The organism is Candidatus Polarisedimenticolaceae bacterium, from assembly GCA_036376135.1.
In the GTDB taxonomy this organism is placed as follows: Bacteria; Acidobacteriota; Polarisedimenticolia; order Polarisedimenticolales; family DASRJG01; genus DASVAW01.
Genome location: DASVAW010000094.1, coordinates 14212 through 33719, shown reverse-complemented (window position 1 = coordinate 33719; position 19508 = coordinate 14212). Strand labels below are relative to the sequence as shown.

The following is a 19508-nucleotide window of genomic DNA, read 5'->3' as shown; positions in this document are numbered from 1 at the left end:
CGTCACCGATCCTCGCGCAGGCCGCGGAACACGGCCCACCAGATCTGGGCACAGGACAGCGAGTAGACCGCCACGTTCGCGACGGCGATCCCCCGGATCCCGAGGAAGTGTACCAACGTGAGGTTCAGGCCCACGCTCGCCGCGAGGTTCACCGCCGCGATCGGCACGATGCTCCGATTGCGCCCCGCGGCGGCGAGGACCTTCACGCCGAGCACCCCCACGACGAACGGCGGGACCATGAAGGCGAGGATGCGGACGAGCGACGCGACGAGCTCGGTGTCCGCCGACTGGAACCGCCCGCGCTCGTAGAGCGCCCGGACGATCCAGGGCGCGGCCGCGGCGAGGACGGCCGCGCCCGCCGTCGTCAGCAGGGCGACCCGCGCGACGAGTCGGCGGACGACGCGGCCGAACCGCTCCGCCCCCTCGGCCGCCCGGAGCGACGAGAGGACCGCGAAGGAGGCGGTCCCCAGCGCCAGCGTCGCGAGTCCCAGCGGAGCGCTGACCAGGCGCGACGCGTACCCCAGGGCGGCGACGCTGCCGGCTTCGAGCCTCGAGGCCATCACCTGGTCCACGATGCCGGTCGCGGTGTGGAGGAGCATGCCTCCCATCGCGGGGGCGGCCTGCGCGACGACGCTGCGGAGCTCGGGGTCGGAGAATCCCCGGAGCGACGGCCGCCACGGAAGACCCTGCGAACGCAGCACCGCGGCGAGCACCGCCCCCTCGAGCGCCGCGCCCGAGACCGCCCCCGCCACAAGCGGCCATCCTCCCGACGGCCCGAAGGCCGAGAGGGCCGCGATCGTGGCGAGCGGGGTGAAGACGGGGACGAGCGAGACCGCGCCGTAACGCTCCACCGCGTGGAGGGGCGCCGCCGCCATCGACGACCAGGCGGCGAGAAGCGCGAGCGGCGCGAGGGCGAGGGCCATCGATGCCGTCACGGCGAGCTTCCCGGCATCGAATCCCGCGGCGAAGGTGCCGATCAGGGGTCCTCCCGCCACCGCGAGGAGGAACGCCGCCCCCGCCGCCGCGGAAAGCCCCAACCCGAATGCCGCGCCCATCGCCGCCTCGGCGCGGGGCCCTCCCCCCTCCGACCGCCACCTCGCGTAGAGCGGGACGGTGGCCTGGTGGAAGGCCCCTCCCACGATCCCGGCGACCGTCGTCGGCAGGACCAGCGCGAGGAGGAAGGCGTCGAGCTCCCCCGCGCGTCCGAACGACGAGGCGACGAGCAGCTCCTTCGCCAGCGAGACGACCTTGACCCCCGCAGCCAGGGCGCCGACGGTCGCGAATCCCCGGAGCAGCCGCGCGGTGACGGTCAACGGCGCCTCAGGACGAACTCGTTGCAGCCGTGACCTCGCCCGACCGACACGACGTGCTCGCGCTCGAATCCGCGCGCGGCGAGGAAGTCCTCGACGGCCGCGATCGACGCGACCTCGAACGGCAGACCGCCGACCCAGTCCACGACGTCGCGCCACGGCGACATCCCGCGCCCCGTCCTCGCGTAGCCGCGCCAGGTGGAAAGCGCGCTCCCTTTCGCGAGGTCGCGCAGGAGCGTCGGGCCCCACAGGCGCACGAAGCAGGCGCCGAGAAGGAGGTCGCGCAGCGGGCGCGGCGCGCGGTTGTAGGCGCGCTTGATCGCGAGCCAGGCGCGGCTCCACGCCCCCTGGTCGTTGTACAGGGCGATCCACAGGCGACCGCCCGGGGCGACCCGCGCCGCGACGAGGTCGATCGCATCCCACATCCGCCCGGTGTGGTGGAGCACACCCCACGAGTACACGACGTCGAAGGTCCCGAGTCGCGCGAGATACTCCGCGTCCAGGACCGAGCCGCGCTCGATCCTCCAGTCCGGCGCGTCCCGGTGGAAACGCGCGCGCAGCTCGACCGCGCAGGCGACGCAGGCGGGGTCGAAGTCGAACGAGACGACCCGGGCCCCACGCAGGCTCGCCGCGAGGGAGAACAACCCGCTCCCGCACCCGGCGTCGAGGAACCGGCGCCCTTCCAGGGCCTTCGCGCCGAGGACCCCGGTGAGGGACGCCGACGCGTGCTCGATGCGCTCGGGGCCCACCGAGGCGAGCAGTCGCCGCCAGTTTTCCCCGAACGGGAACCGCTCCCCCGCCCGGACCTCCTCGGCGTGCGACCTCACCCCCGCGCCCCCGCCACGTCTTCCAGCAGCGTGCACCAGCGGTCCACCACGGCGTCCTCGGAGAACCGCGCGACGACTTCCATCGCGCGGGCGGCGAGGCCGGCCCGCCGCGCGGGGTCGGAGAGGAGCGCGGCGAGCGCCTGCGCGAGCGCGTCCGCGTCCTCCGGAGGGACGAGCAGGCCGTCCACGCCGTCGCGCACGAGATCGCGCGGGCCCGACGGGCAGTCGGAACTTATCACGGCGAGCCCGTGCGCCATCGCCTCCGCGAGCGCGTTCGGGAATCCCTCGAAACGGGAGGACAACACGAACACCCCCGCGCGGGCGAGCTCGTCGCCGATCGGCCCCACCCGTCCGGGAAACCCGATCCGTGACTCGAGTCCCGCCCGGCGCGCGAGATCCAGCAGCGACGGCCGTTCGGGGCCGTCCCCCACGATGCGCAGATCCCAGTCGGGGAAACGGGGCGCGACCCGCGCGAAGGCCTCGATCAGCAGGTCGAACCCCTTCTGGGGAACCAGCCGGCCGACGCCGAGGATTCGCCGAGGTGTCGATCCGTTCGCGGGCGGACCCCGCCGCGCGGCGACGGGGTTCGGGATCACGACGGGAGGACGCGGCAACGCGTCGAAGTACCCCGCCGCCCCACGGGTCTGCACGACGACCCGCGAGGCACGGGGGTAGAGGCGTCGGCGCAACGAAGGCCACGGAGCGGGGAGCGGCCATCGCGCGGGATCGACGCGCTCGGCGACCACGACCGGCACGCCGAGCGCGGTGAGCGCGAGCAGGACCGTCACGTTCGTCGTGTCGCCGAAGGAGACCACGACCTCCGCGCGGCGCGCGCGCACGCACGCCCGAACGGCGCGAAGCCGGCGCAGGTTCGCCGCCACGGCTTCGACCACGCCGTCGGTGGCCCCGGCCACCCCGAGCTGCACGAGCTCGACGTCGTCGGACGGCGGGAAGAAAGGGACCGTCCCCGGCGCCTCCCAGGTCGCGAGCGCCACCCGGTGGCCGCGACGCGCCCACGCCGAAGCGAGGGTCGCCGCGACGCGTTCGGCCCCGCCGCATTGCGTAGAGGCGATGAAGAAGACGATCCGCAACGCGAGGTGCCTCCGGGGGTCGGGGCGGGATTATCATCCACCCCCGCCCATGACCGTTCTTTTCGTCATCCGCAATCTGGAGTTCGGCGGGGCCGAGACGCAACTCGTGGTCCTCGCCGAGGCGCTGCGGCGTCGCGGGCACCGGATCGCGGTCGCCACGCTCTACCCCGACGGCACCGTGCTCGGCGAGCGCCTCGAGCGGGCGGGTGTCGCGCGCGTCCCCCTGGGAAAGCGGGGCCGGCTCGACGTCGCGGGGCCCCTGCGGCGCTTCGCGGCGACGCTGCGCCGGATCCGTCCCGACGCCGTCTACGGCTTCCTCTCGGCCGGGAACCTGCTCGCCGCCAGCACCCGCGTCCTCGCACCCGGGTGCGCGGTGGTCTGGGGACTGCGGGCCTCCGACGTCGCGTTCGGATCCTACGGGGCTTGGGACGAGCTCAACTTCCACGCGACCCGCGTCGTCGCTCCCGCGGCGCACCTCCTGATCGCCAACTCGGAGACGGGCGCCCGCCGGCACGCCGACGCGGGTTTCCCCGGCGAGCGCCTCCGGGTCGTCCCGAACGGGATCGACGTCGATCGTTTCCGGCCCGACGCGACGCGGCGCGCCGCGTCCCGCGCCGCGTGGGGGATCGGGCCGGAGGAGACCGTCGCGGGGATCGTCGCCCGCCTGGACCCGGCGAAGGACTGGCCGACGTTCGTCGCCGCCGCGAGCCGTTTCGTGGGCGCCTCCCCGAGGCGGCGGATCGCCGCGCTCGCCACCGGCTCCGCTCGGGCGCTCGCGGATCTTCGCGAGCGCGTCCGGGAGGCCGGCCTTGCCCGGAGCTGGATCGAGGTGGCGCCGACCGCCGCGGTGGAGCACGTCTACGCGGGGCTCGACCTGCTCGTCTCGTCGTCGTCGTCGGAAGGGTTCCCCAACGTCGTCGCGGAGGCGATGGCCTGCGGCGTCCCCGCGGTCGTCACGCGCGTCGGGGACAGCGCCGCCCTCGTGGGCGATCCGGCGCGCGTCGTCCCCGCCGGCGATGCCGGGGCGCTCGCGGCGGCCATGGACGCCGCGGCCGTCCCCCGTCGCGCTCCCGACACGGCGTTGCGCGACCGGGTCGTCTCGCGCTACTCCATCGCGAAGCTCGCCGAGCGCACCGAGGCGCTCCTGCTCGAGGCGGTGGGTCGATGAGCCTTCGGGGCCCGGTCCTTTACGTCACGACCGGGCTCGAAGCCGGAGGCGCCGAGCGCGCGCTCTCGCTTCTCGCCCCCGCCCTCGCCGCGCGGGGTTTCGGGGTGCGCGTGGCGAGCCTTCGCGGCCCCGGACGATTCGGCCCCGAGCTCGAGCGTGCCGGCGTCCCGGTCGAGTCGCTGGACCTCGCTTCGCCCACCCGGTGGCCCCTGGCCTGGGCCCGTCTGCGCCGACTCTTCCGGGAGCGGGCTCCCGCGCTGGTCCACGGGTGGATGTACCACGGGAATCTCGCCACCCTCGCGCTCCCCCGGGGTCCCCGCGTCGTCTGGGGGATCCGGCAATCGCTCGCGGACTGGGGCACGACCCGCGCGCGAACGCGCGCGGTCGTCCGTGCCTGCGCGGCGACGTCCGGGCGCGCCGACGCGTTCCTCTACAATGCGCACGTGGCCCTGGAAGATCACGCCCGCCTGGGCTTTCCCCGCGACCGCGCGGAGGTGATCCCCAACGGGTTCGACACGCGGCGATTCCGCCCCGACGCCCAGGCCCGACGCACGACCCGCGCCCGGCTGGGGTACGGCGACGACGAGCTCGTGGTCGCGTGCCTGGCGCGATGGCACCCGGTAAAGGGCCACGACCTCCTCTTCCCGGCGTTCGCCGCCGCCGCATCCACGAGGCCGTGGTCGCGGTTGCTCCTCGCGGGGAGCGGTGCGACCGACCGCGTCGCCGGCGAGGCCGCCCGCCGATGCGGGCTCGCGGGGCGCGTGAGGGCCCTCGGCGAGTTCGACGACGTCCCCTCGCTGCTCGCGGCGTGCGACGGCGCCGTCTCCGCGTCGCGCGGCGAGGCGTTTCCCAACGCCGTGGGCGAGGCGATGGCCTGCGCGCTCCCCGTGGTCGCGACCGACGCCGGGGACACCGCAAGGCTCGTCGGCGACGCGGGGTGCCTCGTACCCGTCGGGGACGAGGCGAAGCTCGCCGGCGCGCTCGGGGCGCTGCTCGATCTCGACGCGAACGCGCGGTCGACGCTCGGCGCCGGCGCCCGCGCCCGGATCGAGCGGGAGTTCTCCCTCGATGCCTGCGCGGACCTCCACGCTTCGTTCCTCCGGCGCGTTCTCGAACGGGAGCCCCGCTGATGTGCGGATTCGCCGGGGCGTTCGCCCCCGACACCAACGACGACGCCTGGCGGGGAAACCTCGGCGCGATGGCGGCGGCGCTCGCCCACCGCGGCCCGGACGACGAGGGGCTCTGGTGGGATGCCGACGCCGGCGTCGGCCTCGCCTTCCGGCGCCTGGCGATCCTCGACCTTTCGGCCGAGGGGCACCAGCCCATGGCCTCGGCGAGCGGGCGCTACGTCATCGCCTTCAACGGGGAGGTGTTCAACTTCGCCGAGCTTCGCGCCGAGCTCGGCTCGCCGGGGGAGCGCAACTGGCGCGGGCACTCCGACACCGAAGTGATGCTCGCGGCGATCGAGGCGTGGGGCCTCGTCCCCGCGGTCTCCCGATTCGTGGGGATGTTCGCGTTCGCGTTGTGGGACCGGCGGGAGCGTCGCCTGCACCTCGTCCGCGACCGGCTGGGCATCAAGCCGCTGTACTGGGGGCGGAGCGGCTCCGCGCTCCTGTTCGGCTCGGAGATGACCGCGGTCCGGCGGCACCCCTCGTTCGCGGCGCCGCTCGACCGCGACGCGATCGCGAGCTTCCTGCGCTTCAACTTCGTCCCGTCGCCCGGCTGCGCGTTCTCGGGGTTCCGCAAGCTCGAGCCGGGCTCGATCCGCACCTTCGATCTCTCGGGACGCACCGCCCCTCCGGAGGGCGCCCTCGAACGCTACTGGTCGTTCCGCGAGGTGGTCGAGCGAGGTCTCGAGGACCCCTTCGAGGGCACCGACGGCGAGGCGCTCGACGAGCTCGAGCGCCGCCTGCAGGATTCCGTGCGCCTCCGGATGATCGCCGACGTCCCCCTCGGAGCGTTCCTGTCCGGCGGGATCGACTCGTCGCTGGTCGTCGCGTTGATGCGCCGCGCGGGGACGGGCCCCGTCCGGACGTTCACCATCGGGTTCGAGGAGCCCGACTACGACGAGTCCGCATTCGCGCGCGAGGTCGCGCGCCGCCTCGGCACCGAGCACACCGAGCGGATCCTCGGGGCCGGCGAGACGCTCGCCGCGGTGCCTCGCGTCGCCGCCCTGTTCGACGAGCCGTTCTCGGACTCCTCCCAGATCCCGACGCTGCTCGTGAGCGAGCTCGCCCGCCGGCACGTCACGGTGAGCCTCTCGGGGGACGGCGGCGACGAGTCGTTCGGCGGATACAAGCGGTACGTGCTCGCGGCCGACCTGGAGCGGAGCCTCGGGCGCGTGCCCTTCCCGCTTCGCCGCGTGCTGGCCGCCGCGCTGGGCGCCGTCCCCGTCGGCCCGGCGAACCGCCTGCTGGGGTGCCTCGATCCGTGGCTGCGCCGCTACGGGAGCGGCGGCGCCGCCGGCGACAAGATCCGCAAGCTCGCGGAACTGCTGGCGCTTCGCGACGGGCGCGCCGTCTACCTCGACCTGCTCTCGCACTGGAAGCGGCCGGCGGAGGTGGTTCCGGGCGCGCGGGAGCTCCCGCGCCTCGCCGACGCGATCGGCCTGCCGGATGCGCTTCGCGGCGCGGTCGAGCGGGGGATGGCCGACGACACCCTCGCCTACCTCCCCGACGACATCCTCGTGAAGGTGGACCGCACGAGCATGAGCGTCGGACTCGAGGCGCGCGTTCCGCTGCTCGACCATCGGGTCGTGGAGTTCGCGTGGCGGCTGCCGTACGCGTCGAAGCTCCGGGACGGGAAGGGAAAGTGGGCGCTGCGCCAGCTCCTGTACCGTCACCTCCCCCGCGAGCTCGTCGATCGCCCCAAGATGGGTTTCGGGCTGCCGATCGACCGCTGGCTCCGGGGTCCGCTGCGGCCGTGGGCGGAGGACCTCCTGTCGGAGGAACGCCTGCGCCGCGAGGGGCTGATCGATCCCGCGCCGGTGCGCGAGAAGTGGGCCGAGCACCTATCCGGCAGGCGGAACTGGCACTACTACCTGTGGGACGTCCTGATGCTCGAGTCCTGGCGCGAGTCCCATCGGGTCTGAGAGCAGCCGCAAGAGTCGGGTGACGCGCCCGGAAGGCAGGCGCAACAACCTCGCGTGGTAGCCGCTCGTCCCGGCGACGGCGGCCCCCGCGCGCTCGAGCGCGACCGCCCGCTCGAGCTCCGAGGCCGCGCCCGTCCGGTCCCCCGACGCTTCGAGGGCCTCCGCGAGCGCAAGACGGGGGACGGCGGCGCGCGGCTCGATCGCCACCGCCGCCCGCGCGAAGCGGATCGCCCCGGCGGCGTCCCCCGACGCCTGGAGGAACAGCGAGGCCTCGAGCGCGATCGCCGGGTCGTGAGGGCTCAACGCCAGTGCGGCGGCGTACCTCGCACCCACGCGGTCGCGGTACGCCGCGAACGGGAACAAGGTGCGGCACGCGGTCGCCTCGATCCCCGCGAGGGCCCCGAGGTAACGGGGATCGCGCGGGCTCAGGCGCACCGCCTCCTGGGCCGCTTCGGCGGCGCGCGCGAAGTCCTGCGCGCTCCACGCGGGAGCACGGGCCGCGAGCGCCTCCGCCGCGCGCAGGTGGAGCTGGGGATCGTGCGGGTTCCACGCGAGCGCGCGGGCCGGATCGCTTCGCGCCCGCCACGAAAGCCACGGCGCGAGGTCGGCCGCCCCCCACACCAGGAGGACCGCCAGGACGACCCCCCACCTCGTCCTCCGCGCGGGAGCGCAGACCGTGTCCGAAGGGACCGCGACGACCGATCCCACCAGGGCCGCGGCGAGCAGCGCGACGGCCGGGCGCGAGGCGAGGTTGTCCACGAGGCTCTGGGCGAACAGCGCCGCGATCGCCGCGCACGCCCCGGCCGACGCCGGGTCGAGGCTTCCCTCGCGACGGCGCCGCACGACCGTCGCCGCCACCAGCCCCGCGCCGACGAGCGCGACGAGGGCGGCGGGGAGTCCGAATTCGACCGCCACGCGGATCGCGTCCGAGTCCGTCGATGCGAAATGACGCGCGAAGCGCAGCGTGCCGTCCTCGAGGGGGAAGTTGAATCGACGCGACTCGTGTTTGAACTGGCCCGGCCCGAGCCCGAGCCACGGATGCTCGAGCCCCGCCGACAGCGAGGCGCGCCAGATGTCCACCCGCTGGAAGGCGAACGGGTCGGCGGCGGTCCGGAACCGCCAGGCGACCCCTGCGGCCCCCAACGCCGCGGCGGCCAGCGTCGCCGCGAGCGCGGCGCGGCGCGCCTTCGGGGCGAGCGCCGGCCACACGAGCGCGGAGCAGACCGCGGCCCCCGCGAGCGCCCCGAGGGCGGCGCCCCGCGAGCCCAGGAGCACGAACGCGGCCGCCCCCGCGACGAGCGCCGCCGCGCCGAGGGGGAAGAACCGGTCCCGACGTCCCGCCGCGAGCCTTCCGGCGACGACGAATCCGGCGGCGACGGTCCAGGCGGCCAGGTGGTTCGGATTCAGGAAGGTCGACGCCGGACGGGTCTGCCACCCGCCCACGCGCTGCACGGCCGCGACGACCGCGTGCACGAGGATCGCCACCGCGAGGATCGGCGCGAGCCGTCCGGGCAAAGCCGGGCCCGACCGGCACGCGGCGAACGCGACGAGGGCGACGACCGCGACCTCGACGAGGGTCAGAAGCGCCGCGTATGCGTACGGCGCGGCGGCGGCTCCGGCGAGGGCGAGCGCCGCGAACGCCGCGAGCGCGATCCGCAGCGGGCCGCCCGCGCGGAAGGCACCGCCTCCCGCGCCGAGCCAGGCGGCGGCGGCCGCCAGAAGCGCGAGAAGGTGCACCGCGAGCAGGACGTCCGGAACGGAGCCCCCCTCGCCGAGCGTGGCGACCAGAAGCAGCGCGGAGAGCAGCGCGAACGCCACGCTCATCGTCGCTGTCCCGCCGCTTCGAGGGCGCGACCGAGCTCGTCGCGCCGCACCGCGTACGCCTCGCGCATCGGGTGCAGCGCCGCGGCGGTCGTGAGATCGCCCCACGCGCCGGGTACGTCGCCCAGCGCGGCGCGCAGCTCCGCGCGAACCGCGCGCGCCGACGCCCGGACCGGCGACGCGGCGACCGCCGCGTTCGCATGGCCGAGCGCCGCCTCCCGCTCCGCCGGTCCGTCGCGCCCGTCGAGCTGCGCCGCGGCCATTCGCGCATCGCAATCCCAGGGCGCGAGCCGGGCGGCTCGCCGCGCGCGCTGCGCCGCGAGAGCGTGTTCCCCCGCCGCCGCCGCTTCGCGCGCCTCGAACAACGCGTCCCGGGCGAGACCCGAGAGGCCCGCCGCGAACGCCGCCGCGACCGCGACCGCCGCGAGCGCCGCCCGCGGTGCGGGGGACGGGTCGGAGCGGGCGGGGGGCGGAGGGCCGGCCAGGGTTCCCCGAAACACGGCGGCCGCGATCGCGAACGAGGGGAGGAACGCGGTGAAGTCCGCGAGGTTGTGCATCGCGAAGGCGGCGAGGCCCAGCGCGACGGCACCCCCGGGCTCGCGCCAGGGGGCGGCACGCGAGAGCAGCGGCCCGAGGAAGAGTCCGAAAAACGCCGCGGCGATCGCGAGGCCCGCCGGGACGCCCCACTCCGCGACCAGCTGCGCGGGCAGGTCGTGCGCGAAGCGCGACTCGTTGTCGACGGCGCGTCGATGGGACGGGTACGCCTCGGCATAGCCGCCGGGACCGACGCCCATGCCGGGGTGCTCGCGGGCGATCTCGAGGGCGACGCGGACGTTCCCGGCGCGAAGCCGCCACGGACTGTCCTGCCGGCCGAGGGAGAAGACCCCGTCGGGGCGCGCGAGTGCGACGCCCAGCGCGAGCAACGCGACGGCCCCGAGGATCCACCCGAGCGTGCGGGCGCCGAGGCGACGCCGGACCGCAGCCAGGGCGAGCGCTCCCCCCGCCGCGGCGACCGCGGTGAGGGAGCGCGTGGCCACGACGCCCGCGAGCCCGATCCCGCACGCCGCGATCCCCGCGGCGCGCATGCGCCCCGTTCGGGAGGCGGTCCAGACGCAGGCGACGGGAAGCAGCATCACGAGGAATCCGGCGAGGGCGGCCGGCGTCGAGAAGCCACCGTAGGCCCTCCCCTGCTCCAGCCGGTTGAGCACCGCGTCGGTGTCGGCGACCGACGCGCCGGACCGGATCGCCTCGGCGGCCGCGCGCAGCCCCCACGCGACGTCGGCGAGCCCGCGCATCCCGAGCACGGCGACGAGAGCCGCCGAGCCCCCCCCGACGGCGCCTGGGCTCGGCCTCAGCCGGGAGCTCGCGAGTCCCGCGACGAGCGCCACGCCGACAAGTGCCGCCGGCTCGACCGCCTCCCCGGGGGCGGCGGCGAAACGGGCGGCGAGGGCGAGCACCGCGACCGCGGCGGCCGCGATCGCGGCGTGCGTCGTCGACGCCGGTGCGAGAAGCGCGGCGAGCACGACGAGGGCGCAGGCTCCGGCGAGGGCGCTTCCGTGAACCTCCGGGGGGAGGAGCGCGACGAGCGAGAGGAGAGCGAGAAGCAGGAAACCCGCGGCGCGGGGGGGGGCGGAGGCGGCGGGTGGAACGGTCCCGGTCACTCGACCGAGGCGACGAAGACGCCGTCCGAGAGGATCAGGTCCCGGTCGAAGTCGAATCGCGTCGCGGGGGAGATGTCCACCCCGTCCAGCCCGTCCTTGCCGTACGAGATGACGGAGTAGGAATGGAGGCCGTCGCTGTCGTAGCCGTACTCGTGGAGCCACGCGTCGTGCTGGGGGAGCGCGGTCGTGGCGTACGGGACGAGCAGCGCGTTGAGCGTGGCGTAGTCGGAACCGCCCGCGGGAAGACGCCCCTGGTCGATCCCGTAGACTTCCACGGCGTGGCCGACGATCCGCATGTCCGCCATGGTAGCGCGTTGCTTGGACTTGTCGATCGCGGCTTGGAGGGCGGGGAGGGCGATCGCCGCGAGGATGCCCACGATGGCGACGACGATGAGGAGCTCGATGAGGGTGAAGCCTCGGGAGGGGGTCGAGCTGTTCATGGCGTCGCTCGCTTCAGGTGCACCGAGACGAAAAGCGGCGGCGGGGGTAACCCCCCGCCGCCGCATCGTCACGAGGCCTTACTGCTGGACGCCGTCCGGGTAACGGATGAACGAGCCACCCGAGAAGCAGATCTCGTCGTTGAACGAGTTCGTCACGCCGGCGGTGCAGGTCGTGCCCGCGCCGTCCTTACCGAACGAGTTCACGGTGTAGGCGACGGTCGTCGAGGTGACCTGGACCGCGTAGCCCCAGCCGTCCTCGGTCGGCATCGACTTGATGTACACCGGCTCGACCACGGCCTCGAGCCCGGCGGCGTCGGTGGCCGTCGGGTAGTAGTTGGCGTCGACGGCGTACGACTCGATGGCGGTACCGATCGAGCGCAGGTCGGCCATGGTGCGCTTCTGCTTGCCGCGATCGATCGCGTTGAGCAGGTTCGGGATCGCGATGGCCGCGATGATGCCGATGATCGCCACGACGATCAGCAGCTCGATCAGAGTGAAGCCCTTCTGGTTCCGGTTCAGCATCTTGAGTGGCCTCCTTTCAGGTCCGCCCCGGAAGGAGCAACGTCGGTGCCAGCACCGCGTTGCGTCCGGGCTCAATTGGTAACTCGTTTGTTTGCAACATCTTTCATGCCTGCAGCAAGCTCCGTCGATCCCAGCGGCGGCCGCCTGCGGGCCGTACGGGTTCCCCCCGTTGTCGGTCGCCGGCTTTCCGGATGACGCTCCACGTCAGTTCTCCGGGCCCGCGCCGGCGTCGACCCCCTCGAGGTCGTCCAGCGTCTCGTCGATCTCGGCGCCGGCCCCGGCGTCCCGCACGTTGAGCCCGTACTTCTTGGCGAAGTACCGGAACGAACGGAAGGTCATGCCGAGCAGCTCCGCCGCCCGGGTCTGCACCCCATTGCAGCGCTCGAGCGCCTCGGCCATGTAGCGGCCGCGCAGCTCCTCCAGGTGGCGATCGAGGTCGATCCCGGATTCCGGGAGGACGACGTCCACCTCCCCGCGACGCCCCCGCCCGGCGCGGATCTCCCGGGGAAGGCTGTCGGGCTGGATCACGTCCCCCATCTCGAGGGCGACGGCCCGCTCGAGGACGTTTTCGAGCTCCCGGACGTTTCCGGGCCAGTGGTAGGCCTCGAGGAGCTCCATCGCCTCCTCCGAAACGGAGCGCAGGCTCTTGCCCATCGACTTCCGGTACTTCTCGAGGAAGTGCTCGGCGAGCGGCGGGATGTCCTCCGGCTTCTCGCGGAGGGCGGGCATGCGGATCGGGATCACGTTGATCCGGTAGAAGAGATCCTCCCGGAAGCGGCGCTCGCGCACCATCTTCTCGAGATCCTGGTTCGTCGCCGTGATCACGCGGACGTCGACGTCGATCTCCTCGGTCCCGCCGACGCGACGGATCTTGCGCTCCTGCAGCACGCGCAGGAGCTTGATCTGCATCGCGGGGGAGGTCTCGCCGATCTCGTCGAGGAAGATCGTGCCGCCGTCGGCGGCCTCGAACAGACCCTTCTTGGTCGCGCTCGCCCCCGTGAACGAACCCTTCATGTGACCGAACAGCTCGCTCTCGAGCAGCTCGTCCGGAAGGGCGCCGCAGTTGATGGAGACGAAGGGCTTCTCGCCGCGGCCGGAGCTGTAGTGGATCGCGCGCGCGATGAGCTCCTTGCCGGTCCCCGACTCCCCCTGGATCATGATCGTGCTGCCGGTGCCGGCCACGCGCTCGATCAGCTGGAAGATCGCGCGCATCTTCGCGGAGCGGCCGACCATCCCCTCGAAGCGGTACTTCCCCTGGAGCTCGGCCCGCAGGTCCCGGTTCTGCGTCTTGAGGTCCGCGTTCTCGCGGGCGAGGCGCTTCTGGTCGAAGGTCTTCCGGACGACGACCTTCATCTCGTCGAGATCGAAGGGCTTCTCGACGTAGTAGGCCGCCCCCTCGTTGAGCGCCTCGATCGCCGTCTCCTTCGACCCGTAGGCGGTCATCAGGATCACCGAGGTTTCCGGGGCGTTGCGCCGGCAGAACCGGAGCAGGTCGAGCCCGGTCATCCCGGGCATCGAGATGTCGGTCACCACGAGCTCGAACGCCGCGTCCTTCTCGATCCGGTCGCGGGCGTGTTTGCCGGACTCGGCGGTCTCGACGTCGTAGCCTTCCTTGCGGAGCATCAGCGCGAGCAGGTCGCGCATGCTGCGCTCGTCCTCGACGACCAGGATCCTGTTCACTTCCCGGCTCCCTGCGACGCGGGCGCGGGGGTGACGGACGCCCCCTGCCTTCGCGGCAACACGATGCGCACGCGGGTTCCCGCCCCCGGCGTGCTGTCGATGGCGATCCGGCCGCCGTGCTCCTCGACGAGGCGATACACGATCGCGGCGCCGAGGCCCGTGCCTTCCTCGAAGAAGCTGCGGAACGGCTGGAAGTAGCCGGCCTGGGTCTTCTCGTCCATGCCGATCCCCTCGTCGCGGAAGGCGAGGGTGACCTCCTCGGCGCCCCGGGTCTCGAGAGCCACCGTGAACGTGCCTCCCCCGGGCATCGCCTTGAGCGCGTTCGTGGCGAGGTTCCAGAACACCTGCTTCACGCGGTTCTGGTCGACGTCCGCCCAGATCTCCGGCGCGTCGAAGCGCGTGTCGATGCGGTGGGTCGGCCGGAACTCCCGGCTCTTGGTCAGGAGCTTGAGGTTGTCCTCGACCAGCCTCACGAGGTCGCACGGCTGCGGGTTGAACGTGCCCGGCCGCGCGAACATGAGGAAGTCCTTGATCGCCTGGTCGAGGCGCTGCGACTCCCGAAGGATGATGTCCATCAGCTCGAGCGTCTCGCCCTTGGGCCTCAGGTCCCCCTTGAGGTACTGCACCGAGCCCGAGATCGCGGCCAGCGGGTTCCGGAGCTCGTGCGCCATGCCGGCCGCCATCTCTCCCAGCGCGGCCATGCGCTCCTTGAGGCGCACTTCCTGCTCGAGCGCGTGGATCTCGGTCAGGTCCTGGAAGATGAAGATGTACCCCAGGGGGACGCCGGAGCGGTCCATGAGGTTCGACACCGCGATCCCGAGGAACATCCGCCGCCCGCCCGGCGCGTCGTGGTGCGTCTCGAACCGGAAGCGCCGCCGCTCCACGAGCTGCCGGCGCGCATCGTGCAGGAACTCCGGGGCGAGACCGAGGAGGCTCTCGACGGGCGTCCCCTCCACCGCGTCCGCGGTGCGGCCCAGGATCTCCGTCCCCCCCCGGTTGACGAAGTTGATCCGCCCCGACAGATCGGTCGTCAACAGGCCGCTGTGGATCGACTCGATGATGTTCTCGTTGAGCGCCTGGAGCCGGGCGACCGCCCCGCGCCGCTCGACGAGCTCGTAACCCTGGACGCGAACGCGGTCCGCGAGGTAGGAGGCGAGCATCGCGACGGCCGCGAAGGCGACCAGGTGCACGGCGAGGACGTACCAGACGCGCCCCCCGGCCACCACCGGCGCCGTCTCCACGAGGGTTCCGAGGGGGAATCCCCCGCGCACGAAGACCACCGTGGCGAAGTAGAGGGCGAAGCTCGCCATCGCGATCGCCAGCCCGCCTCGCCGGTACTCGAGCATCGCGGCCACGATGATCGGGAGGAGATAGAGAAAGGACATCGGGCTGTCGATGCCCCCGGTGATGCCCACGAGCCCGGTCACCAGGAGCGCGTCGCCGACGAGCTGGAGGTAGACGAACACGCGCCGGCCCGACAACCACCGGTCGAGGACGGCCCACGCGAGGACCATCGCGAACGCGGCCGCCGACAGCAGGAACAGCGGCCGGAGGGTGGGACCCGGGTTGACGACCGTCTCGACCGCGAACGCCAGGACCAGCAGCGTGGTGACGGTCACCACGCGCACGATCATCAGCAGGCGCAGCTGTCGCTCGGTCTCGTTGCGGCTCATGACGCGTCCGAAAACCTCGCCGCCGGGGGCGAGAGCGGGCGGAGCCGCCGGGCGGGAGACCCCCGCCCGGCGGCCCGGAACCCGGGATCAGCCGATCTTGCTGATGAGGTCGAACATCGGCAGGTACATGGAGATGACGATGCCGCCGATCACGATACCCAGGAAGCAGATCATGATCGGCTCGAGGAGGGCGAGCAGGTTCGCGGTCGCCTCGTCCACCTCGTCCTCGTAGAAGTCCGCGATCTTGTTGAGCATGGTCTCCAGGGCGCCGGTCTGCTCGCCGACCGAGACCATCTGCACGACCATCGACGGGAAGACGTCCGTTCCGCGCAGCGGCTCCGCGATGGTCTTGCCTTCCTCGATGCTCTTGCGCGTCGCCATGATCGCGTCCTCGACCACCGCGTTGCCGGAGGTCTTCGCCGTGATCTCGAGGGCCTCGAGGATCGGGACGCCCGACGAGACGAGCGTTCCGAGGGTCCGGCAGAAGCGGGCCACGGCGATCTTCTTGAGAACCATGCCGAGCACCGGCGCCTTCAGGAGCAGGCGGTCGATGACCCGCCGCCCGTCGTGCGTCTTGTAGTACCGGTTCAGCGCGAAGGCCGCGAAGCCCATTGCCGCGAACATCGCCCACCACCAGCGCCCGATGAACTCCGAGAGCCAGATCGTGATGCGCGTCGGGAGCGGCAGCTGCGCGCCGAGTCCCTGGAACAGGGCGGCGAACGTCGGGATGACCTTCCAGAGGATGATCCACACCACGCCGACGGCGATCAGGATGACCGCGGTCGGGTACACCATCGCGGACCGGACGGCCGCGCGCAGCTTGACGATCTTCTCGATGTACTGCGAGAGGCGCTGGAGGATCGTGTCGAGGATACCGCCCGCCTCGCCGGCGGCGACCATGTTGCAGAAGAGGTCGTCGAACGCCTGCGGGTGCTTGCGCAGCGAGTCGGCCAGCGTCGCGCCGGACTCGACGTCCGAGCGGACCTGGAAGAGGATCTTCTGGAAGACCCGGTTCTCGTTCTGCGACGCGAGGATCTCCAGGCATTGCACGAGCGGAAGGCCGGCGTCGATCATCACCGAGAACTGACCGGTGAAGATCGCGATCTCCTTCTTGCTGATCCCGCCCCCGAACTTCGGGAGCGCGAACTCCTTGCCCTTCTCCGTGACCGCGGTGACCATGATCTGCTGCTTGCGCAGCATCGCGACCACGGCGTCCTTGTTGTCGGCGACGAGCACCCCTTCCTGGGTCTTCCCGGCGCGGGTGCGGCCCTTCCAAGCGTAGTTCGGCATGTTCGCTCCTCAGCTTTCCCGCGCGTTCAGCGCCGCACGTCCGGCCGGCGCGCGGCGGCGGCCGTCGCCGGGCTCCCCGCGGACTGCCCCACCACGCCGGCCCCGCGGTTGATCATGTCCTGCAACTCGTCGGGATTGGACGACATCGACAACGCGGTCTGCAGGGTGAGCTGCTTCTTGAAGTAGAGGGTCGCGAGCGACTGGTTGAAGGTCTGCATCCCGTACTGGGCCTGGCCGGTCTGCATCGCGGAGTAGATCTGGTGGACCTTGTCCTCGCGGATCAGGTTCCGGATCGCGGAGTTCGGGACCAGGATCTCCATGGCCAGGCAGCGCCCGTGACCGTTGGCCCGCGGCAGCAGCGACTGGCAGAGGATCCCCTCGAGAACGAGGGACAGCTGCGCGCGCACCTGAGACTGCTGGTGCGCGGGGAAGACGTCGATGATGCGGTTGATCGTCTGCGACGCGGAGTTCGTGTGCAGCGTCGCGAACGTGAGGTGGCCCGTCTCGGCGATCCGGAGGGCCGACTCGATCGTCTCGAGGTCGCGCATCTCGCCGATGAGCACGACGTCCGGGTCCTGGCGCAGCACCGAACGCAGGGCGTTGGGGAAGCTGTGGGTGTCGGCGTGCAGCTCGCGCTGGTTGATCAGGCACTTCTTGTGCGAGTGCAGGTACTCGATCGGATCCTCGATCGTCACGATGTGCTCGTGCCGCTCCGCGTTGATCTTGTCGAGCATCGCGGCGAGCGTCGTCGACTTCCCCGAGCCCGTGGGCCCGGTGACGAGCACGAGGCCGCGCGGCTTCTCGCAGAGGGTGGCGACGACGTCGGGAAGGCCGAGCTCCTTGAAGCTGCGCATCTCCCAGGGGATCGTGCGGAACGCTCCCGCGGTCGCGCCGCGCTGGAAGAAGACGTTCGCGCGGAATCGCGCGAGCCCCTTCACGCCGAACGAGAAGTCGAGCTCGAGGGTCTCCTCGAGGCGGTGCTTCTGGTTGTCGGTGAGCACGCTGTAGACGAGGTTCTTCGTCTCGGCGGCGGTCAGCGGAGGGAGCTGCAGGGGGACCATCTTCCCGTCGATCCGGATCTGCGGCGGGGAGTTCGTCGTGATGTGGAGGTCGGTCCCTCCCTGATCGACGAGGGTCTTCAGCAGCTGGTGCATCGTGACGCCCATGCGCGTCTCCTTACAGTACGGTTTCGCGGACGACTTCCTCGACGCTGGTCGAGCCTTCGCGGAGCTTCTGCAGGCCGGAGGCCCGCAACGTGATCATGCCTTCGTCGATCGCCTTGCGGCGGAGCTCCATCGCCGAGGCGCCGGACAGCACCAGCTCGCGCAGCTCGTCGGTCATCTCCATGACCTCGAACAGCCCGACGCGGCCGCGGTAGCCGGTGTTGTTGCAGTTCGCGCAGCCGCGCCCCTTGAACAACTTGACGCGCGGCGCCTCCTCGATCGAGAAACCCACGTCCACGAGCGCCTGGGCGGGCATGTGGATCTCTTCCTTGCATTCCTTGCAGATCTTGCGGACCAGACGCTGGGCGCAGATCAGGTTCACGGAGGTCGCGACGAGGAACGGCTCGATGCCCATGTTCATGAGGCGGTTGATCGTGGAGGGCGCGTCGTTGGTGTGGAGCGTCGAGAGGACGAGGTGGCCGGTGAGCGCCGCCTTCACCGCGATCTCGGCGGTCTCGAAGTCTCGGATCTCGCCGACGAGGATGATGTTCGGGTCCTGCCGCAGGAAGGCGCGCAGCGCGGTCGCGAAGTTCAGCCCGATCTGCTCTTTCATCTGGCACTGGTTGATGCCGTGCAGATTGAACTCGACCGGGTCTTCGGCGGTGATGATGTTCGTTTCGGGGGTGTTGACCCGCGCGATGGACGAATAGAGGGTGTTCGTCTTCCCCGACCCCGTCGGCCCGGTCACGAGCACCATGCCGTACGGCTTGAGGATCGCGCGCTCGAACTTCGCCATCGACTCGGTCTCGAACCCGAGCTTGGTCATGTCGAGGACGAGGTTGTCCTTGTCCAGAAGCCGCATGACGATCTTTTCGCCGAAGAGCGTCGGCAGGACGGAGACGCGATAGTCCATCTCCTTGGCCTTGCCCTGCAGCTTCATCTTGACCTTGATGCGGCCGTCCTGCGGGAGGCGTTTCTCCGAGATGTCGAGCTTCGCCATGATCTTCAGGCGGCTCGTGATCGCGTCCCGGAGCTTCATCGGCGGGTGCATGATCTCGTAGAGCACGCCGTCGATGCGGAAGCGGACCCGGAAGTCCTTCTCGTAGGGCTCGATGTGGATGTCCGAGGCGGAGCGCTTGATGGCGTCGGTGAGGATGATGTTCACGAGGCGGACGACGGGCGCCTCCTCGGACACCTGCTCGAGCTTGTGGACGTCGAGCTCCTCGTCCTCCTCCATCAGCTCGAGGGCCTCGGTGTCGGCCTCGGCCATCTCGTCCATGACCTTCTTCAGCTCGAGGGCGTGCGTCGAGCCGTAGTACTTGTCGATCGCCTCCCGGATCGCGACCTCGCTCGCGACGACGGGCTCGACGTTGTACCCGGTCATGAACTTGATGTCGTCCATCGCGAACACGTTGGTCGGGTCGGCCATCGCGATCGTGAGCGTGGCCCCCGTCCGGTTCACCGGCACGACGAGGTACTTCTGAGACACCTCCGAGGGGATCAGCTTGACGACCCCTTCGTCGATCTCGAAATGCCGCAGGTTGATCGACGGCACCCCGTACTGATCGCTCAGCAGCTGGGTGATGTCGTCTTCCTTGACGAAGCCCATCTTCACGAGGTTGAAGCCGAGCTTCCCCCCGTTCTTTTTCTGGGCTTCAAGGGCCTCCTGCAACTGGGCCTGGGAGATCAACCCGGCCTTCAGCAGCATCTCACCCAGCTTGACCGCCATGGCGCGCCCGGACCTCCGCAAGAAAGGGGCGAGTTGGCCCAG

The 19508-nt window shown here is 71.8% G+C and carries 15 protein-coding genes; 3 read left to right on the top strand and 12 right to left on the bottom strand.

Annotated elements, in window-relative coordinates; genetic code table 11:
- Positions 1-2: 2 nt before the first annotated feature.
- From VF139_09500 to VF139_09490, 3 genes are read right to left on the bottom strand one after another with little or no spacing between them, the layout of a single operon-like run.
- On the bottom strand, positions 3-1313 hold the full coding sequence (locus VF139_09500; GenBank protein ID HEX6851630.1) for a lipid II flippase MurJ: 1311 nt from the start codon (positions 1311-1313) through the stop codon (positions 3-5).
- Positions 1310-2137: a methyltransferase domain-containing protein gene (locus VF139_09495; protein HEX6851629.1), complete on the bottom strand. Its 828-nt coding sequence runs from the start codon at positions 2135-2137 to the stop codon at positions 1310-1312. Before VF139_09495 ends, VF139_09500 begins: the two co-directional genes overlap by 4 nt.
- Positions 2134-3228, bottom strand: coding sequence for a glycosyltransferase family 4 protein (locus tag VF139_09490; protein HEX6851628.1), 1095 nt, complete (start codon positions 3226-3228; stop codon positions 2134-2136). Before VF139_09490 ends, VF139_09495 begins: the two co-directional genes overlap by 4 nt.
- Positions 3229-3277: 49 nt before the next feature.
- Between VF139_09490 and VF139_09485 the strand changes: the two genes are divergently transcribed.
- From VF139_09485 to asnB, 3 genes are read left to right on the top strand one after another with little or no spacing between them, the layout of a single operon-like run.
- Complete coding sequence (locus VF139_09485) at positions 3278-4396, top strand: glycosyltransferase (protein ID HEX6851627.1); 1119 nt, start codon at positions 3278-3280, stop codon at positions 4394-4396.
- Entirely contained in the window at positions 4393-5526 is a 1134-nt protein-coding gene (locus tag VF139_09480) for a glycosyltransferase (protein HEX6851626.1), read from the top strand. Before VF139_09485 ends, VF139_09480 begins: the two co-directional genes overlap by 4 nt.
- Positions 5526-7487, top strand: a complete 1962-nt coding sequence (asnB, locus tag VF139_09475) for an asparagine synthase (glutamine-hydrolyzing) (protein ID HEX6851625.1) — start codon at positions 5526-5528, stop codon at positions 7485-7487. The genes VF139_09480 and asnB overlap by 1 nt, the downstream gene beginning before the upstream one ends.
- On the opposite strand, the gene VF139_09470 is transcribed toward asnB, so the two are convergent.
- From VF139_09470 to pilB, 9 genes are all read right to left on the bottom strand, one after another.
- Entirely contained in the window at positions 7407-9311 is a 1905-nt protein-coding gene (locus tag VF139_09470) for an O-antigen ligase family protein (GenBank protein ID HEX6851624.1), read from the bottom strand. The genes asnB and VF139_09470 overlap by 81 nt on opposite strands.
- Complete coding sequence (locus tag VF139_09465) at positions 9308-10969, bottom strand: O-antigen ligase family protein (GenBank protein HEX6851623.1); 1662 nt, start codon at positions 10967-10969, stop codon at positions 9308-9310. The genes VF139_09470 and VF139_09465 overlap by 4 nt, the downstream gene beginning before the upstream one ends.
- Positions 10966-11409, bottom strand: a complete 444-nt coding sequence (locus VF139_09460) for a prepilin-type N-terminal cleavage/methylation domain-containing protein (GenBank protein ID HEX6851622.1) — start codon at positions 11407-11409, stop codon at positions 10966-10968. Before VF139_09460 ends, VF139_09465 begins: the two co-directional genes overlap by 4 nt.
- A gap of 78 nt (positions 11410-11487) precedes the next feature.
- A complete protein-coding gene (locus tag VF139_09455; protein HEX6851621.1) occupies positions 11488-11931 on the bottom strand; it encodes a prepilin-type N-terminal cleavage/methylation domain-containing protein in 444 nt (147 codons plus the stop codon).
- Between the two features lie 204 nt (positions 11932-12135).
- Positions 12136-13611 carry a sigma-54 dependent transcriptional regulator gene (locus VF139_09450; protein ID HEX6851620.1) on the bottom strand — a complete coding sequence of 492 codons (1476 nt, stop codon included), beginning with the start codon at positions 13609-13611 and terminating at the stop codon, positions 12136-12138.
- Positions 13608-15284, bottom strand: coding sequence for an ATP-binding protein (locus VF139_09445; GenBank protein ID HEX6851619.1), 1677 nt, complete (start codon positions 15282-15284; stop codon positions 13608-13610). The genes VF139_09450 and VF139_09445 overlap by 4 nt, the downstream gene beginning before the upstream one ends.
- A gap of 87 nt (positions 15285-15371) precedes the next feature.
- Positions 15372-16574: a type II secretion system F family protein gene (locus VF139_09440; GenBank protein HEX6851618.1), complete on the bottom strand. Its 1203-nt coding sequence runs from the start codon at positions 16572-16574 to the stop codon at positions 15372-15374.
- Positions 16575-16600: 26 nt separating this feature from the next.
- Positions 16601-17740 carry a type IV pilus twitching motility protein PilT gene (locus tag VF139_09435; GenBank protein ID HEX6851617.1) on the bottom strand — a complete coding sequence of 380 codons (1140 nt, stop codon included), beginning with the start codon at positions 17738-17740 and terminating at the stop codon, positions 16601-16603.
- 10 nt (positions 17741-17750) lie between these two features.
- Positions 17751-19466, bottom strand: coding sequence for a type IV-A pilus assembly ATPase PilB (pilB, locus tag VF139_09430; GenBank protein HEX6851616.1), 1716 nt, complete (start codon positions 19464-19466; stop codon positions 17751-17753).
- Positions 19467-19508: the final 42 nt, after the last annotated feature.

What these genes read in the sequence shown, in the direction of transcription:
- VF139_09460 (HEX6851622.1), bottom strand. Translation starts at nt 11,409, where the DNA reads ATGAACAGCTCGACCCCCTCCCGAGGCTTCACCCTCATCGAGCTCCTC.
- VF139_09435 (HEX6851617.1), bottom strand. Translation starts at nt 17,740, where the DNA reads ATGGGCGTCACGATGCACCAGCTGCTGAAGACCCTCGTCGATCAGGGA.
- VF139_09445 (HEX6851619.1), bottom strand. Translation starts at nt 15,284, where the DNA reads ATGAGCCGCAACGAGACCGAGCGACAGCTGCGCCTGCTGATGATCGTG.
- VF139_09455 (HEX6851621.1), bottom strand. Translation starts at nt 11,931, where the DNA reads ATGCTGAACCGGAACCAGAAGGGCTTCACTCTGATCGAGCTGCTGATC.
- VF139_09470 (HEX6851624.1), bottom strand. Translation starts at nt 9,311, where the DNA reads ATGAGCGTGGCGTTCGCGCTGCTCTCCGCGCTGCTTCTGGTCGCCACG.
- VF139_09485 (HEX6851627.1), top strand. Translation starts at nt 3,278, where the DNA reads ATGACCGTTCTTTTCGTCATCCGCAATCTGGAGTTCGGCGGGGCCGAG.
- pilB (HEX6851616.1), bottom strand. Translation starts at nt 19,466, where the DNA reads ATGGCGGTCAAGCTGGGTGAGATGCTGCTGAAGGCCGGGTTGATCTCC.
- VF139_09440 (HEX6851618.1), bottom strand. Translation starts at nt 16,574, where the DNA reads ATGCCGAACTACGCTTGGAAGGGCCGCACCCGCGCCGGGAAGACCCAG.
- asnB (HEX6851625.1), top strand. Translation starts at nt 5,526, where the DNA reads ATGTGCGGATTCGCCGGGGCGTTCGCCCCCGACACCAACGACGACGCC.
- VF139_09480 (HEX6851626.1), top strand. Translation starts at nt 4,393, where the DNA reads ATGAGCCTTCGGGGCCCGGTCCTTTACGTCACGACCGGGCTCGAAGCC.